Raw genomic sequence first — 14,587 nt, 5'->3', positions numbered from 1 at the left:
CGAGGGGTGCATGAACGACGCCATGATTTTTTCCCGCCTGGATCTGCCCCGGATCATCGCCGCCTGGAGCGCGACGCGCGCGGTGTACGTCCCGGCGGTCTCGGGCGCGCTCACGGCATTCACCCTCTTTGACCCGGAACGCGGCTTGTCCCTGGATTACGGCAACTCCACCCTGTCGCCCAAGCCCTTTTTCTTCCCCCAGACGGAATGCCTTTTGCGCTTTTCCACACGCGGGGAGGATGCCGGACTGGCCGTGGCCGAACCCCAGGGCACGCAAAAACGCGTGATCTTCGGCATACGGCCCTGCGACGCCGGGGCCTTTTCCCTTCTGGACCGCGTCTTTTGCCAGGATAAGGGCAGCACGGACCCCTCCTGGGCCTCCCGCCGGGCACGCACGGCCCTGGTGGGGATTGGCTGCAACGCCCCCGACGCCGCCTGCTTTTGCACCTCCATGGGCGGCGGCCCCCACCACGCCCGGGGCCTGGACATCCTGGCCACGGACCTTGGCGACGAGGTGCTCCTCACGCCGATCACCGACAAAGGGCGCGCCCTTATGGCCGAGATACCGGCTGTGGCGGCCGCAACCCCGGCCCGTGGCGCTCGGGGCGGGACGGCCCTTGGCCGGGCGGAAATGCTGCGCATCAACGCCGAGGCGGTCATGGCCCGGTCGCCCTTTTCCGGCCTGACCCTTGAGGCCGTGGCCCGGCGCAGCCAGCGCACGGTCCATGCCCTGGGCATCTGGGCCAAAATCGCCGAGACGTGTCTCAACTGCGGGGCATGCACCTTCACCTGTCCCACCTGCCACTGTTTCGACATCCAGGACGAAACCAAGGGGCCTTCCGGCCGCCGGGTACGCAACTGGGACACCTGCATGTCCTGGCTTTTTACGGCCCACGCCTCGGGGCACACGCCGCGCCCCACCAAGGTGGAGCGGGTCAGACAACGTTTTCTCCACAAATTCAAATACATGCCCATGAATCTGGATGGCCGCCCGGGATGTGTGGGCTGCGGCCGTTGCGTGCGCCAGTGCCCGGTGAACATCGACATCCGGGAGGTGCTGCGGGCCATGGATGTGGCCTGCCGGGCCGCGCCGCCATCCGGGGCATCCCGCGACGAGGCGGTCTCATGAATCCCGCAAGCCCCTATCTGCCCCTTCCCGTGCGCCTGACGAAGGCCCGTTTCGACACCCCGGACAAGAGCCTGCGCACCTTCGGCGTGGCCTTTGAAGATCCGGCCCATGCCGCGTCCTTCCGCTACCGTCCGGGGCAGTTCGCGGAACTGTCCGTGGCGGGTTTCGGCGAGGCCCCCATCGGCATCGCCTCAAGCCCCACCGAAGGCCCGGAACTGCTCTTCACGGTCAGCCGCATCGGCGTGGTCACCTCGGCCCTGCATGCCCTTGAGCCGGGCGACCGCTTCGGGGTGCGCGGCCCCCTGGGCAACGGCTATCCCCTGGCGGAGCTTGTCGGCAAGGACATCGTGGTGGTGGCCGGGGGCTACGCCGTGACCACCCTGCGCAGCGCCATGGTCTGGCTGCTCGATCCGGCCCACCGCGCACATTACGGCCGCATCACCTTCGTCTACGGGGCCCGGTCCCCGGAGCTTCTGCTCTACCAGGATGTCTGGCGGCAGTGGATGCAGCGAGCCGACGTGGACTGCCGGGTGACCATCGACAACGCCTGCCAGGGCTGGGACTGCCTGGTGGGTTTCGTGCCCCGGGTGCTCAAGGATCTGGCCCCCTCCCCGGAAAACGCGGCCGCCCTGGTGTGCGGGCCTCCGGCCATGATCCGCTTCAGCCTGCCGGTGTTCGAAGATCTGGGCTGGCAACCGGAACAGATATTCATGAGCCTGGAAAACCGCATGAAATGCGGCATCGGCCTCTGCGGCCGGTGCAACGTGGGCAACCGCTACGTCTGCAAGGACGGGCCGGTGTTCACCAAGGCGGAATTGGACCGCCTGCCTCCGGAATACTGATTTTTTGTCCAGTCGGCCTTGCGCCCGCCGCATATCGCCGCCCAGCGGGTTCCGGCCTCTTCGGTTCCGCGATGCCGCTTTTGATCGGCTTTCCGATCCCCCCCGGCCCAGGCCTGCGGCCGTCATCTCCCCCGCCCTGTCCAGCCCCTGTCCTGACGGGAAATCAGAATTTCAACTCCCTGATATCCTTTTATTTCCCGTAACGTCTCCCTGACCACCGGCAAAATGGCCCCTGTGACGCCTGCCGCCGACGACGAAGCCCCCTCGGCGTATACGAATAATCTATTTTTCAAGCACCACATCAGCTTCAAGCCATCTATTTCGCGTCGTCTCTTCTATTATCAGCTTTCTTATTTAAATATCTATATCTTTAGGTGCATTTTTAATTGCAATTAATCGATATTCAAATTAAGAAACTCGAACAAGCGTAGCCTTGTGCTCGGCCACGCCGTCCCGTGGCGGCGCATCCCCACCGCACCCTGTTTCCCACCCGGACATCCCGCCGGGTCCGCAAGGAGTCCTGCCCCATGTCGTCCCCCCGAAACCGAGAAGAATCCTGCGCCCCGCGCATCCTCCCCGTCTGCCTTTCGGAAGGCGAGACCGGGCCTGTTGCGGACGTCATCAACGCCGAGAGCCTGGTGATCCCGGACCAGTTCCGGGACAGGGATCTGTTGGTGGTGCGCATGGACGGCGACGGGCTGGCCCCGGCCATCCGCCGCGGGGCCTATGTGGGACTTGACCGCTCGGTGAAGCGGCTTCGCTCCGGCAGGATCTACGGGGTCATGGCCCCCCTGGAAGGATTGGTGATCAAGCGGGCCCTGCTGGACCCGGAGACCAAGACGGTCATCCTGTCCGACGAACAAAAAAAGCAGCCCCCCTATCGCTTCACCCCCGAGGAATTCCAGCGCCGGGTGGTGGGGCGGGTGGCCTGGGTCTTTCAGGAATTCTAGCGTCGTGTCCGCAAAACCGGCGGGCTTGCCGCTTAAAAACAACACCCTGAAATCATTATATTTTACAAATACACCCGTATTTTGCCAGGAAGGCGCCGCCCGGGATCAACGCGACCTGTCCGGATCCTCGTAGCGCCCCTCGCCGGGCCGCCAGCAGTACCGACAGCGTCTGGCCCCGACCATCCGCATGATGAGGTATCCAGCCACAAATCCCCCCACATGGGCGAAAAAGGCCACCGAGGCGCTTTTCCCGGCATCAAGCGAACCGGACAATCCGGAGAAAAGCTGGATGGCGAACCATATCCCCAAAAACACCGTGGCCGGAAGCTCCGTGATAAACGGAATAAAGACGATGGGGATCAGCGTCGTTACCCTGGCGTGGGGGAAAAGCCGGAAGTACGCCCCCATGACCCCGGCCACGGCCCCCGAGGCCCCGATGACCGGCACCGTCGAGGACGGATGGACAAGGATGTGGGTTAAAAGCGCGGCCAGCCCGCAGACGAGATAGAAAACCACAAACCAGGCATGCCCGAGCACGTCCTCCACGTTGTCCGCAAAGACCCAGAACACCCACATGTTGAGCAGAAAATGCAGCCAGCCGCCGTGCAAAAACATGTAGGTAACGAAGCTCTCAAGGCCGCCGTCGGGAAACCCGGCCTGGGCCGCGAAGGACGGGTTGGTGAACCGGGCCGGGACCACCCCGTACAGATGGAAAAACACGTCCAGAATGCGGTCCGGCAGCGACAGCTCGTAGAAAAAAAGCAGCGTGTTCAGGGCAATGATGGTCCAGGTGACCAGGGGCGGCCGCTCCCGGGGAATATTGTCGCGAAGCGGAATCACCGCATGCCCTCCCGGCCTTGTGCGATCCGGCCAAGCCTGGCCGGGGCATAGCCCGCCTCGGCCAGATCGGCGGCCATCCCCCGCATGGACGCCAGGCGCATGCGGCCAAGCCTCTCCAGAAGCTCCCCGGCCCGCTGGCGCAAGCTCGCCCGGTCCCCCGTGTTGTCCACCACCAGATGACAGTGGGCCAGTTTTTTCTCCTCGGGCCACTGCCCGGCCTCCAGGCGCGCCGCCGTCTCCCCGGTCCATCCCGGGCGCGCCGCCAGGGCCGCCTCCCGGGACGGCGCGTCCCGGGCCACGCCCACGATCACATCGAAGCCCCCGGTCTGATGCCAGCCCGCCTCAAAAAGCAGCGGCGCCTCGGCAAAGGCCACCCGAGCCCGCCGGTTGGCAGCCAGAAAATCGGCATGGGCATGCCCCACCAGCGGGTGCACCATGTCCATGAGTTCCCGGCGAAAGGATTCGGAGGCCACCACGGCCGCGCGCAAGGCGTCCTTGTCGATCTCCCGGCCCGAGGCCGCCAGAAACCGGTCGCCGTAGCGTCTGGTCAAAAGATCCACCGCCGCCCCCCCGGGGCGTACAGGGCGGCCACGGCGGCGTCGGCGGAAAAAACCGGGCATCCGGCGGCCTCCAGAAAACCCATCAGCGTGGACTTGCCGCTGCCCGGCGCGCCCACCACCCCCACCCGCTGGGTCCGCCTGGCCAAAAGAAGCGGCATGCGCCAAAAATCGGGAGGCGGCCGCCGCTCAAAGGACATGGGCGTCTCCGTCTGCGGATGCGGAAAGGACAACCGCCAGGCATGCAGCATCTGGCGACGGCACAATCTTCCCGCCGCCCCGGCCTCGCGCCGGAAGGTTGCGGCCTGGGCCGGGCCGTACACCGCGTCTCCCAGGAGCGGATGCCCCAGAGCGGCCATATGCACCCGGATCTGGTGCGTGCGGCCGGTTTCGATGTCCACCTCCACCAGCGCCGCCCGCCCCCGGGGATCGGCCCATACCGTGCGGTAACGGCTGACGGCCGGGCGGCCGCCCTTGCGGACCACGGCCATCTTGACCTTGCTCACCGGATCGCGGCCGATGGGCAGGGTGACCATCCCCTGTCCGGGGTCGGGCACGCCGTGCACCAGGGCCAGATAGGTTTTTTTCACCCGCCGTTCGGCAAAGCTCTCGGTCAGGGACAGCCTGGCCGCCTCGGTGCGGGCCACGACCAAAATCCCGGAGGTGTCCTTGTCCAGGCGGTGTACAATGCCCGGACGAAGCCCGCCAAGGTCGGCCAGATCGGGAAAATGATGGGCCAGAAGATGCACCAGGGTGCCGTCCGTCCGGCCGGGGGCGGGATGCACGGTGAGTCCGGCGGGCTTGTCCAGAACCACCAGGTGGGCGTCGGCGAAGATCACGGCCAGTTCCCCGGACTCCGGGCGGATGCCGACCACGGGCGCGTCCGGGGAAAGGGTCAGGCGCTCCCCGCCGCGCAGGCGCTGGCCGGGCTTGCGGCAGACTTGGCCGTCCACCGTGGCCCGGCCGTTTTTGATCCAGTCCTGCAGGCGGCCCCGGGTCGGGCCGCCTTCCCCCAGATGGCCCTGCCAGACGGCATCGAGCCGTCCGGCCCCGGCGGCGGCAACGGACAACTCTTCCAGCCCCCCGGGCGCGCCGGACGCAACGCACGCGTCCACAAGCCCATCCTGCGCCAACGAAACATCCGGGTTTTCATCCCCTGTCCGGCGTGGCCTCACCCCACCACCCACACGGTGAAATCCTTGGCGTGCCGGGCTACCCGGGAGGAGATGCTGCCGAGCAAAAACTCCTCGGCCTTGGACAGGCCCCGGCGGCCCACGACCACGGTGCCGCAGCCGCACTCCCCGCGCACGGCCAGGATGGTCCCGGCCACATCCTTATCCAGGCAGGACATGGTCCGGGTTCCGATGATGGCGGGGTCCATCCCCTTGCCCAGCAGGCCTTCCCGGGCCGTCTCCAGGGCCTGAGCGGCGTCCCGGGCCCGGGTGTCCCGCTCGGCCTGAAACAGGGCCGGATCGGGGAAGATGTCCCGATCCGGAGGCACGAGCACCGCCACCAGCTCGATGTGAAATCCCGGGCCGCCACGGACCACCTCCCCGACGTAGTCCGCCGCGCGCAGGGAATTCTGCGATCCGTCCACGGCCACAAGGATATGTTTCCCGTTCATGAGCCCTCCCGCTTACGCGGCCCGCAGCCCGTCCAGACAGGGCCGCAGATCGTCCAAAAGTTCCCGGGCGGATTCGTAATACACCTCGCTGCCCACGGCGTAGTGCTGTAATACCCGGCACAGTGGCCCGGGAATATAGGGAAAAAGCTTCTCCAGATTCATGATCCGGTAGCGATACATGACCGAATAGTCCTGCGGGGCCACCCGGGACAAGAGCTCACGCCCCCCCGGGGTTTCGGCCAGGCTTTGGGCGGTGTGGATGCCCTTGCCCACCAAAAACAGCAGGATGTTGCCCAGGCCGAAGACGTCCACGCCAAAGGGATTGGCTGAACCGTCAAAGGTGTAGTCGAAGTCGATCCACACGTAACGGCCGGTGTCGTAGTGCCGAAACAGGTGGTCGCGCCGGATGTCGCCGTGGCGTTCGCCCTTCCCGTGCAAAAAGGCGATGGCCTCGCAGGCCTCAATGAAGTTGGCCAGGATGCCGGGAAAATGCTCGGCAAAATAGGTCGGGTGGTCGCAGTCGAGTGCGTCCACGGCCAGATCCAGGCGCTTGCCGAAAACGACCTCAATGACCCGGACGTTGTTGCCCGCGCTGTCCGGCAGGGAAAAGCCCTGCATGAACCTGGGATCGCCCCGGGTCATGTCCAGGATGCGGGCCTCCTTCTCGGGACTGCGGTAACAGGGCACCTCCATGTCCCCGATCTTCATGTTGAACCGTTCATGGAAAACCAGTTTGAGGATGCGCTTTTCGCCGGATTCGAGTTCCGTGCAGCGCTTGACCCAGAATTTTGGATCTTCCATGCCGAAACGCCGTTCGGCCTCGTCACGCAGCACCAGATAGTGGCGTCCGCCCAGGGCGATGACGTCCCCGTACCCGATGTTCATGAATTCCGTGGTGTCCTGGTAGACCGAGCCGTAGCTTTGCAGCGAGGCCTTTGCCTGATATCGTTCGACAAGTTCCCTGACGGTGGTCATGCGGTCCTCCCACGGCGTCTGTGCGCCTGGCCCGCCCCCATTCCCGGGCGCCCGGGCGCTTCCTGGGGCAGCCTTTCCATACGGGTATATTTTTTCACCGCCGGGAAAGCAATCCCGGCCAAACGTCGAGAACCGGAGGAGCCTTATGCGCGCGGTCTCTTTCTCAGGACAAAACCAATGCCTGACGGATCGGGCGAAGCCCGAGCCCCGGCCGGGTCAGGCGGTGATCCGGGTCACGGTGGCCGGCATCTGCAACACGGATGTGGAACTGGCCAAGGGCTACATGGGCTTTTCCGGGGTGCCCGGGCACGAATTCGTGGGGGTGGTGGAGGCCGCGCCCGACGCCCCACAGTGGATCGGCCGACGCGTGGCGGCGGACATCAACTGGGGCTGCGGCGTCTGTCCCGTCTGCCTGGCCACGGATGCCCGCCACTGTCCCAACCGGACCACCCTGGGCATCGCCGGATGGGACGGGGCCTTCGCCCAGTGGCTCGTGGCCCCGGTGGCCAATCTGCACGCCGTACCGGACTCGGTGCCCGACCGGGAGGCGGTCTTCGCCGAACCCCTGGCCGCCGCCCTGGAGGTGTCCCAGCAGATCCACCTGACGGCGAAAACCCGCATCGCGGTCCTGGGCGACGGCAAGCTCGGGATTCTTATCGCCTGCGCCCTGCGCCACGTCTGTCCCGGAATCGTGCTCATCGGCAAGCACGCCCGCAAGCTGGACGTGGCCGCCCGCCAAGGTGTGTCTGCCCGGCTTCTGGCGGACCAAGAGGAACGCCGGGAACGCTTCGACGTGGTGGTGGAGGCCACGGGCCGGGAGGACGGCCTGGCCCGGGCCATGGATCTGGTCCGGCCCGAGGGGACCATCGTGGCCAAGACCACGGTGGCCGGGACCGCCCCCTTAAGTCTGGCCAGACTGGTGGTGGACGAGATCAGCCTCGTGGGATCGAGGTGCGGGGACATCGCCCTGGCCCTGCACTACCTGGAGCAACGGCTGGTGGACGTGACCCCGCTTATCGAGGCCGAATACGATCTGGAGGATTTCCTGGAGGCCTTTGCCCGGGCCTCCCGCCCGGGGACCGGGAAGATCCTGGTGCGCATCGGATCGTAGGCCCGCTGGCGGCGACGTGTCCGCCACGCCACGGCCGCCCAACAAAAAACGCCCGCCTCCTTTGGGGAGACGGGCGTTTGAGATGACGCATCGCGTCAGCTAGAAGCTGATGCGCAGACCGGCGTGGCCGCCGAAGGCGTCGATGCCGGTGTTGGTGAAGCCAATGCGCTGATACCGGCCCGTCAGGTCGAAGCTCACGGAATCGGACAGGTTGATGGCCAGACCAAGGTCAACGGGCAGGGTCCAGTTGCTGTAGGCGCCCTGGCTGCCGTCCTGCCAGGACGGGGTACGCTCATCGGTGAACAGACCACCGATACCGGTGCCCAGGAACAGGGCATATCCGTCCTGGTGGATCGGGTAGTACCGGACCAGGAAGTTGGTGCCGAAGCCGTTGACGTTGTCGTGGAACTTGCGGCTGCCGCCGTAGTAGGCGACCACATCGTCGGCGGTGTCGCTCTGGCTGATGTTGTAGTACAGGAATTCAGCGCCCAGGGACAACCCGTCGATGACGAAGTATCCCGCGCTGGCGCCGGCCGTAAAAATGGTGTTCACGCCCTTTTGAGCGGCGCCGTAAATACCCGCTTCCGGCGTGATGTGAAACGTCCCCTGGGCAGCCACATCTGCGGCCGAGGCGGGACGCTGGGCCATAACCAGGCACAGGGCCAACGCAACGGCCACGACGGACAACGTGCGAATCGTTCCGGCCATATCCTTTCCTCCTTGCGGTTTCATCCATTTTCCAGGACATGGGCTTAAGAGCGGGAAAACCGCTCCACATCCAGGAATGCCATTGTCTTTTTTGCTACATATGCCTTTCCCGCGCGCTTGGCTAGTGCCTTGACAGAGAAAAATATGCTCGGGGGCCATGCCCGGAGCACGGGCGGCCGGACAATGCCCCAGGCGGCAAATGCAGCCCTGTTGCCCGGCCATTCCCGGCGAACGCCCGACCCCTTGTACGTCACCCCTGGGACGGCTCACCCCGGCATGGCGTGATTTCAACACGGCAACCGGCCCTAGTCAGCATTTCCACCAAGGCGTCAATGGTAAATTTTTCCACTTTGCCGCACACGGCGTCGCTGATGCGTGGCTGGCTCACCCCCATGAGCATGGCGGCCCGGCCCTGAGTCAGTCCCCTGTCCCGGATGATGCCGTGGATGATGGCTACCAGCCGTTTTTTGATGGCCGCCTTTTCGACGTGGGGCTCGTCCAAGGACGCCATCCTGGCCCCGGGATACGCGTCTCCCGTCATGGAAACGGATGCCTGACACATGTTCCCTCCCCGTGCTGCCTCCCACTTGCAGTATGAACGTTCACGGCATGCGTCCGGACCACTCCCATCCAGACCGCGCCATTTCGCATGCCGCGCCCTCCCTGACCGCGTGACCAGACCGGGGACGGTTCCCCAGCCTTTCCCCTTACGATACCATTTTTTGCCGTTTTCACCATCCATAAGAACGAAATTTTCCATGAACGGCATAAATCGTCCTATGAAAGGCATTGCTGCAAGAAGATCCTGTCTTCATATTCTATGTACGGCGTTTTGCATCTAGGTCAAGCCTCGTGCCAAACCCCATCGCCGCCAATCCTGATCCGACCCCGTCGGGGTCGGACCGCGTGGGATTTTCTTGCCGCTGGCGCACGGCGCATACGTTTTACAGGCTGAAACGATCTCATTTCGCAACAATTCAGGTGTGTTGCCCCTTGAGCCGGGGTGGCGGCGATGCGCCAGGAGAAGGACGGGTGGAGGTAAATGGAAAGGTCGCGACGGACGGGCTGACGCCGTTTCCCCAGAGAAGCTGCCTCTGGCGGACGCCCCACATCAAGGCGGCGCCGGGTGTGGAGAGCCCCATGCGGTCAGTTTGCAGTGTGTCCCGGAGAGGCCACGTCCGTCTTCAATCCTAAAAACCGAAGCATCTCAATGTGTAGCCTTCAATATCCGGGTCTACCCATTCCGAAGACGCGACACTGGCGGCCAAGCCTGGCAGGTGACGGCGCATCATGGTCAATTGTGCCGAAAAACATGTTTTTCATGTTTTCAAACACGGCGTCAGGGCATTCCCATAAACGAACGGTAGATCAGGCGTTCGTAGACGGCGCACATGCGTCTGGCCCGGTTTTTGGTCATGCCGAAGTCCATGAGACGACAGTACATATGCACGGGATTGAGCAAATGCTGGAGTGAATTCTTAAGCCAGTTCATGGCGTCACCTCCGACCCGGCCGGATCGACCAAAACGGTGGACCCGCCTTTGCTGAAAAACCATGCAAGGGGCGTTCCCGAAGCGTTGCCATCTTCCGTCCGACGGCCAGTGCGGGCACATGCTCCTTGCAACGTTCTTATCGGACGTTTTCCACGAAACTTCATCGCGCGGCGGAGAAAGAGGGCGCACCAACAAAAAACCCCGCGCCGAGGGTCTCGGCGCGGGGTGAAAAGAAGCGCTTCCCAGCTCACTAGGCGCGGGAAATCGCCTCGGCGGGACAGGAGTCAATGGCCTCGTCCACGCAATCGGCATCGGAATCGGGATCTTTCACCTGGGCCTTGTCGCCGTCGGCATTCATCTCAAACACGTCCGGGCAGGTCTCGACGCAGGCCTCACAGCCCATGCATGCATCCTGATCGATCTCAATGGCCATATCACTTCCTCCTTAGGTTTTGTGACCCCATTTCCGTTTGGTCGCGGGGGTTCGTCCGGGTCCGCGTCCAGGGAAGCCGTCATCGGTCCCTGGCCGCAACGTTATCAAATCGCGATTTGAGTACGGTTTTTGCGGACGCGGCGCAACAAAAAAGTGTCCGGTTCGTTTTTCCACCGTATCCCTGAAAATTACAAGGATTTTTTGGCCAAGCCCGAAAATCGGGAGTGAATTTTCTTTTGATCCATGTTACGAGGTCGTTACTTTTTTCCCGATGCGCGAGCCCGATGCCGCGACAGTTCACCCGGAGATGCACATGGCCGTACTCAAGCGCCAGATCAAGGAAATCTGCTCCCCCGAGGTTCTGGGGGTTCCGCCCGATTCCCCGGTGACGGACGCCATCGCGCTCATGCGCGATCACAGCATCTCCAGCATCATGATCCTGGCGGGCAAACGGCCCGTGGGAATTTTCACGGAACGCACCGTGGTCCGCTATGCGGCCACCCGGGGCCTGGACTTTTCCGGGCTGATCATCCGCGATCTCATGAGCTCCCCGGTTTTGTCGGTCACCGGCGACACGTTTATCCATGAGGCCTTAAACCTCATGGCCCACAGCAAGATCCGGCATCTGGTGGTGACGGACGGGGCCGGACTGGCCACAGGCATGCTCACCCAGTCCAATCTGATCGAAAATCTCGGCAACGACCCCTACATGGAGGTCAAGCCCATCGACCAGATCATGTCCCGCATCGTCTTCACCGTCCCCCCCGACCTTCCCTTCGAACGCGCCCTGGGGGAAATGGCCGATAAATCCTTAAGCTGCATTGTCGTGGCCACGGACGAGACGCCCCTGGGCATCCTGACCGAACGCGACGTGCTGCGGCTGGCGGCGCAGGGCCGCATCCCGGCCCATCTGACGGCGGGCCAGGTGATGCGCAGCCCTATTCTGGCCGTACCGCCGTCCACCTCCGTGGCCGAGGCCGCCGGCATCATGCGCCAGCGCAATGTGCGGCGGCTTCTGGTATCCAACGGGCATGCCCGCATCCAGGGGCTGGTCACCCAGTCCAACGTGATCAAGGCCCTGGAAAGCAACTACATCCAGACCCTCAAAGAGGTCATCCGGGACAAGGAGGTGGAGCTCATGACCGCCTACCGCAATCTCCGGGAAAAGACCGTCTACCTCGACAACATCATGCGCTCGGCCATGGATATGGGGATTGTGGCCGCGAACATCGATTTCTGCATCAACTATTACAATCCGGCGGCCGAACGCCTGCTGGGGGTATCCTCCCGGGAGACCGTGGGCAAACACATCTGGGAGGTGCACCAGATGGCGGGCGTGCCCCTGGAACGTCTCTCCAAGGGCTTTCAGGCCATCCATCAAAACACCACGCACTCCTTTCTCCTCGAACGGCCCGAAGCGAACGCCGCGCGCTGCATCGAGGCCCAGGTCTCGGGCATCCGGGACGACCAGGATCGCCTCAGCGGCTACGTGCTCATGCTGCGCGACGTGACCGAACGGGTCAAGGCCGAGGAGATCATCCGGCACCTGGCCTACCACGACCCCCTGACCGATCTGCCCAACCGCACCCTCTTTCATGATCGCCTGGCCGTGGAGCTCAAGCGCGCCAGACGCCACAACACCCTTTTGGCCATGGTGGTTCTGGACCTGGACCGCTTCAAGGAGGTCAACGACACGCTGGGGCACCTGGCCGGGGACGAACTGTTGCGGCTTTTAGCCGGGCGGTTCCGGCAGGGCCTGCGCGAAAGCGACACCGTGGGGCGCATGGGCGGCGACGAATTCACCTTTCTCTTGCCCGACATGGCCAGCCGGGAACACGCCGCAGGGATTACCGCCAAAATCCGGGACATGGTGGAACAACCTTTTCTTATCGAGGGACGCACGATCACCCTGAGCGCCAGCATGGGGCTGGCCGTGCATCCCCAGGACGGCGACGACGCCGAGACCCTGTTCAAGATGGCCGACGACGACATGTACCGCAACAAGCGCGTCGACTGTAGACGCCAGGAGAGAATCCCATGAGCGGCGGGCCTCCTGGGGGCGTCCCTGCCGATACGGTCCAACCGGCCACCGCCGGGGACATGCTCGACAGCCTGCCCGGGCCGGTTTTTCTCCTCGACGGGGCGGGACGGGTGGTGACGGCCAACACCGCCAGCGCAGCCCTTTTCGAAGCCAGCCCGGCACTTTTTGCCCCAGGGACGGATTTCCGCCACGCCTGCCGCGCCATCCTCCAGCCCGCCCAGGCCGATGCCGCTTGTGTCGGCGTGCGCGAGGTGGCCGCACGGCGGCAGCCCATTTTCCTCTCCGAAGTCTGCGTCCAGCACGGGGAACAGCACCTCTGGTTCGCCTTGCGGGCCGCCCCGGTACACGGCCTCGACAAAGGGGCCGTGGTCACCCTGACCGAGATCACCAGGCAAAAACAACTGGAGGAGCACCTCCAGCACGACGCCTTCCACGACTGCCTGACCGGCCTGTGCAACCGGGCGTTTTTCATCAACCGCCTGGAGCAGGCCATCGCAGGCAGCCGAATTCATCCCGGACGGCAATTCGCGGTCCTGTACCTGGACATCGACCGTTTCAAGCTGGTCAACAAAACCTTCGGGCATGTGACCGGCGACCGGCTGCTCATGGTGGCGGCCAACCGCCTGCTCAAGGCGGCCCGGGACGGGGACACCCTGGCCCGCTTCGGGGGGGACGAGTTCGCCGTCCTGGTGGAGGACGTGGGGGGGGCGGAAGGGGCCGTGGCCGCCGCCGAGCGCATCGTATCCAGGATTGCGCCGCCGTTTACCCTGCGCAAGCAGCAAATCTCCATCACCGTCAGCATTGGGGTGGTGCTTGGCGCCATCTCCTACACCCACCCCGACGACATCCTGCGCGATGCCGACACCGCCATGTACAGCTCCAAGGAGCACGGCGGGAACCACTACACGGTCTTCGAAGCGGGCATGCGGATCAGCACGGCCCGGCGCATGGAAATGGAGCTCGACCTGTGTACGGCCCTGCAATCCGGGGAAATCACGGTCTATTACCAGCCCATCGTCTCCCTGTTGTCCGGAAAGATCACCGGGTTCGAGGCCCTGGCCCGGTGGCGGCATCCCCGCTACGGCATGATCCCGCCGCTTGAGTTCATCCCCGTGGCCGAGGAGTCGAACCTGATCAACGTACTGGGGGACTTGGTCCTGCGCCTGGCCTGCGAGCGGCTCATGGATCTCTCGAAAAAATTTCCCGACGCCGCAGACATGAGCATGAACGTCAATATTTCGGCGCGGCAATTCCGGCAGCCCTGTTTCGTGGACGGGGTGCGTCGAATTCTGGACGAGACAGGGGTGGCCCCCGGACGCATCTGTCTGGAGGTAACGGAAAGCATGCTCCTTGAGAACGCCGCGTCCGCCCAGGCCACCATGCGCGCCCTGACGGAACTGGGCATCAAGGTGGTCATCGACGACTTCGGCACGGGATATTCGTCGCTGAGCTATCTGCAGCGTTTTCCCTTCGACTCCTTGAAGGTGGATCGCTCTTTCGTGTGCTCCATGACCGAAACCCGGCAGAACCGGGAGATCATCCGCACCATCATCTCCATGGCGGAGAATCTGGGGCTCAAGGTGGTGGCGGAAGGGGTGGAGATGACCGAGCATCGGGACATGCTGATGGCCTTGCGGTGCGAATTCGCCCAGGGTTTTCTTTTTTCCGAGCCCCTGGATTCCGAGGATCTGGAGGCGTTTTTAACAAACAGGAACGCCGAGAACACCTTACTCGCCTGACACGTCCGGTCCGGCGCTTTGCTTCGTGCGCCCATGCCACGGCATAAAAAAAGATCTGCCTCGCGTTTTCGTCGGATACCCGACCGTGTTCCTTTTTCGTTCTCCGGAACCTCTTTTACGCGTGGCAAATCTTTTTGGCGCGCCTC

Annotated in this window: 15 protein-coding genes; 6 read left to right on the top strand and 9 right to left on the bottom strand. The window is 64.0% G+C overall.

Annotated features, from left to right (window positions below; all coding sequences use genetic code 11):
• Positions 1 to 10 precede the first annotated feature (10 nt).
• The 3 genes from GD606_RS00175 to GD606_RS00165 all read left to right on the top strand — a co-directional run bounded on the left by GD606_RS00175 (position 11) and on the right by GD606_RS00165 (position 2,921).
• On the top strand, positions 11 to 1,129 hold the full coding sequence (locus GD606_RS00175) for a 4Fe-4S dicluster domain-containing protein (protein ID WP_163301933.1): 1,119 nt from the start codon (positions 11 to 13) through the stop codon (positions 1,127 to 1,129).
• Positions 1,126 to 1,971: an FAD/NAD(P)-binding protein gene (locus GD606_RS00170; RefSeq protein ID WP_163301934.1), complete on the top strand. Its 846-nt coding sequence runs from the start codon at positions 1,126 to 1,128 to the stop codon at positions 1,969 to 1,971. Before GD606_RS00175 ends, GD606_RS00170 begins: the two co-directional genes overlap by 4 nt.
• Before the next feature lie 527 nt (positions 1,972 to 2,498).
• Positions 2,499 to 2,921, top strand: coding sequence for a S24 family peptidase (locus GD606_RS00165; RefSeq protein ID WP_163301935.1), 423 nt, complete (start codon positions 2,499 to 2,501; stop codon positions 2,919 to 2,921).
• A 105-nt stretch (positions 2,922 to 3,026) separates the two neighbouring features.
• On the opposite strand, the gene GD606_RS00160 is transcribed toward GD606_RS00165, so the two are convergent.
• Genes GD606_RS00160 through GD606_RS00140 form a run of 5 tightly spaced genes read right to left on the bottom strand, consistent with a single transcriptional unit; the run spans position 3,027 to position 6,917 of the window.
• Positions 3,027 to 3,761, bottom strand: a complete 735-nt coding sequence (locus GD606_RS00160; protein WP_163301936.1) for a rhomboid family intramembrane serine protease — start codon at positions 3,759 to 3,761, stop codon at positions 3,027 to 3,029.
• The gene (locus GD606_RS00155) at positions 3,758 to 4,321 is read right to left on the bottom strand and encodes a dephospho-CoA kinase (RefSeq protein ID WP_176629167.1); all 564 of its coding nucleotides are present in this window, start codon (positions 4,319 to 4,321) and stop codon (positions 3,758 to 3,760) included. Before GD606_RS00155 ends, GD606_RS00160 begins: the two co-directional genes overlap by 4 nt.
• Complete coding sequence (locus GD606_RS00150) at positions 4,309 to 5,433, bottom strand: RluA family pseudouridine synthase (protein WP_176629166.1); 1,125 nt, start codon at positions 5,431 to 5,433, stop codon at positions 4,309 to 4,311. The genes GD606_RS00155 and GD606_RS00150 overlap by 13 nt, the downstream gene beginning before the upstream one ends.
• Before the next feature lie 56 nt (positions 5,434 to 5,489).
• The gene (locus GD606_RS00145) at positions 5,490 to 5,942 is read right to left on the bottom strand and encodes a universal stress protein (protein ID WP_163301938.1); all 453 of its coding nucleotides are present in this window, start codon (positions 5,940 to 5,942) and stop codon (positions 5,490 to 5,492) included.
• Positions 5,943 to 5,954: 12 nt separating this feature from the next.
• Positions 5,955 to 6,917, bottom strand: a complete 963-nt coding sequence (locus tag GD606_RS00140; RefSeq protein WP_163301939.1) for a serine/threonine protein kinase — start codon at positions 6,915 to 6,917, stop codon at positions 5,955 to 5,957.
• Between the two features lie 145 nt (positions 6,918 to 7,062).
• Here GD606_RS00140 and GD606_RS00135 point away from each other — a divergent pair, with 145 nt between their 5' ends.
• On the top strand, positions 7,063 to 8,028 hold the full coding sequence (locus GD606_RS00135; RefSeq protein WP_163301940.1) for an MDR/zinc-dependent alcohol dehydrogenase-like family protein: 966 nt from the start codon (positions 7,063 to 7,065) through the stop codon (positions 8,026 to 8,028).
• A 99-nt stretch (positions 8,029 to 8,127) separates the two neighbouring features.
• Here the strand turns inward: GD606_RS00135 and GD606_RS00130 are convergent, their stop codons facing one another.
• The 4 genes from GD606_RS00130 to GD606_RS00115 all read right to left on the bottom strand — a co-directional run bounded on the left by GD606_RS00130 (position 8,128) and on the right by GD606_RS00115 (position 10,661).
• Complete coding sequence (locus GD606_RS00130; RefSeq protein ID WP_163301941.1) at positions 8,128 to 8,736, bottom strand: outer membrane beta-barrel protein; 609 nt, start codon at positions 8,734 to 8,736, stop codon at positions 8,128 to 8,130.
• Positions 8,737 to 8,986: 250 nt separating this feature from the next.
• The gene (locus GD606_RS00125) at positions 8,987 to 9,238 is read right to left on the bottom strand and encodes a helix-turn-helix domain-containing protein (protein WP_163301942.1); all 252 of its coding nucleotides are present in this window, start codon (positions 9,236 to 9,238) and stop codon (positions 8,987 to 8,989) included.
• A gap of 837 nt (positions 9,239 to 10,075) precedes the next feature.
• Positions 10,076 to 10,228, bottom strand: a complete 153-nt coding sequence (locus GD606_RS00120) for a hypothetical protein (RefSeq protein ID WP_170304573.1) — start codon at positions 10,226 to 10,228, stop codon at positions 10,076 to 10,078.
• A 250-nt stretch (positions 10,229 to 10,478) separates the two neighbouring features.
• Positions 10,479 to 10,661, bottom strand: coding sequence for a ferredoxin (locus tag GD606_RS00115; protein WP_163301943.1), 183 nt, complete (start codon positions 10,659 to 10,661; stop codon positions 10,479 to 10,481).
• Between the two features lie 313 nt (positions 10,662 to 10,974).
• Here GD606_RS00115 and GD606_RS00110 point away from each other — a divergent pair, with 313 nt between their 5' ends.
• Both GD606_RS00110 and GD606_RS00105 read left to right on the top strand, forming a co-directional pair.
• Positions 10,975 to 12,702 (top strand): CBS domain-containing protein, encoded by a 1,728-nt coding sequence (locus tag GD606_RS00110; RefSeq protein WP_163301944.1) that lies wholly within the window; start codon positions 10,975 to 10,977, stop codon positions 12,700 to 12,702.
• Positions 12,699 to 14,441, top strand: a complete 1,743-nt coding sequence (locus GD606_RS00105) for a putative bifunctional diguanylate cyclase/phosphodiesterase (protein ID WP_176629165.1) — start codon at positions 12,699 to 12,701, stop codon at positions 14,439 to 14,441. The genes GD606_RS00110 and GD606_RS00105 overlap by 4 nt, the downstream gene beginning before the upstream one ends.
• Positions 14,442 to 14,587: the final 146 nt, after the last annotated feature.

Source organism: Desulfolutivibrio sulfodismutans DSM 3696 (assembly GCF_013376455.1).
Classification (GTDB): domain Bacteria; phylum Desulfobacterota; class Desulfovibrionia; order Desulfovibrionales; family Desulfovibrionaceae; genus Desulfolutivibrio; species Desulfolutivibrio sulfodismutans.
The sequence above is the reverse complement of the archived record's forward strand: the minus strand, read 5'-3'. Positions and strand labels throughout refer to the sequence as shown.

Coding starts and splice junctions, on each gene's coding strand:
- GD606_RS00165 (WP_163301935.1), top strand. CDS start 2,499: ATGTCGTCCCCCCGAAACCGAGAAGAATCCTGCGCCCCGCGCATCCTC.
- GD606_RS00120 (WP_170304573.1), bottom strand. CDS start 10,228: ATGAACTGGCTTAAGAATTCACTCCAGCATTTGCTCAATCCCGTGCAT.
- GD606_RS00135 (WP_163301940.1), top strand. CDS start 7,063: ATGCGCGCGGTCTCTTTCTCAGGACAAAACCAATGCCTGACGGATCGG.
- GD606_RS00105 (WP_176629165.1), top strand. CDS start 12,699: ATGAGCGGCGGGCCTCCTGGGGGCGTCCCTGCCGATACGGTCCAACCG.
- GD606_RS00145 (WP_163301938.1), bottom strand. CDS start 5,942: ATGAACGGGAAACATATCCTTGTGGCCGTGGACGGATCGCAGAATTCC.
- GD606_RS00175 (WP_163301933.1), top strand. CDS start 11: ATGAACGACGCCATGATTTTTTCCCGCCTGGATCTGCCCCGGATCATC.
- GD606_RS00170 (WP_163301934.1), top strand. CDS start 1,126: ATGAATCCCGCAAGCCCCTATCTGCCCCTTCCCGTGCGCCTGACGAAG.
- GD606_RS00130 (WP_163301941.1), bottom strand. CDS start 8,736: ATGGCCGGAACGATTCGCACGTTGTCCGTCGTGGCCGTTGCGTTGGCC.
- GD606_RS00140 (WP_163301939.1), bottom strand. CDS start 6,917: ATGACCACCGTCAGGGAACTTGTCGAACGATATCAGGCAAAGGCCTCG.
- GD606_RS00115 (WP_163301943.1), bottom strand. CDS start 10,661: ATGGCCATTGAGATCGATCAGGATGCATGCATGGGCTGTGAGGCCTGC.
- GD606_RS00110 (WP_163301944.1), top strand. CDS start 10,975: ATGGCCGTACTCAAGCGCCAGATCAAGGAAATCTGCTCCCCCGAGGTT.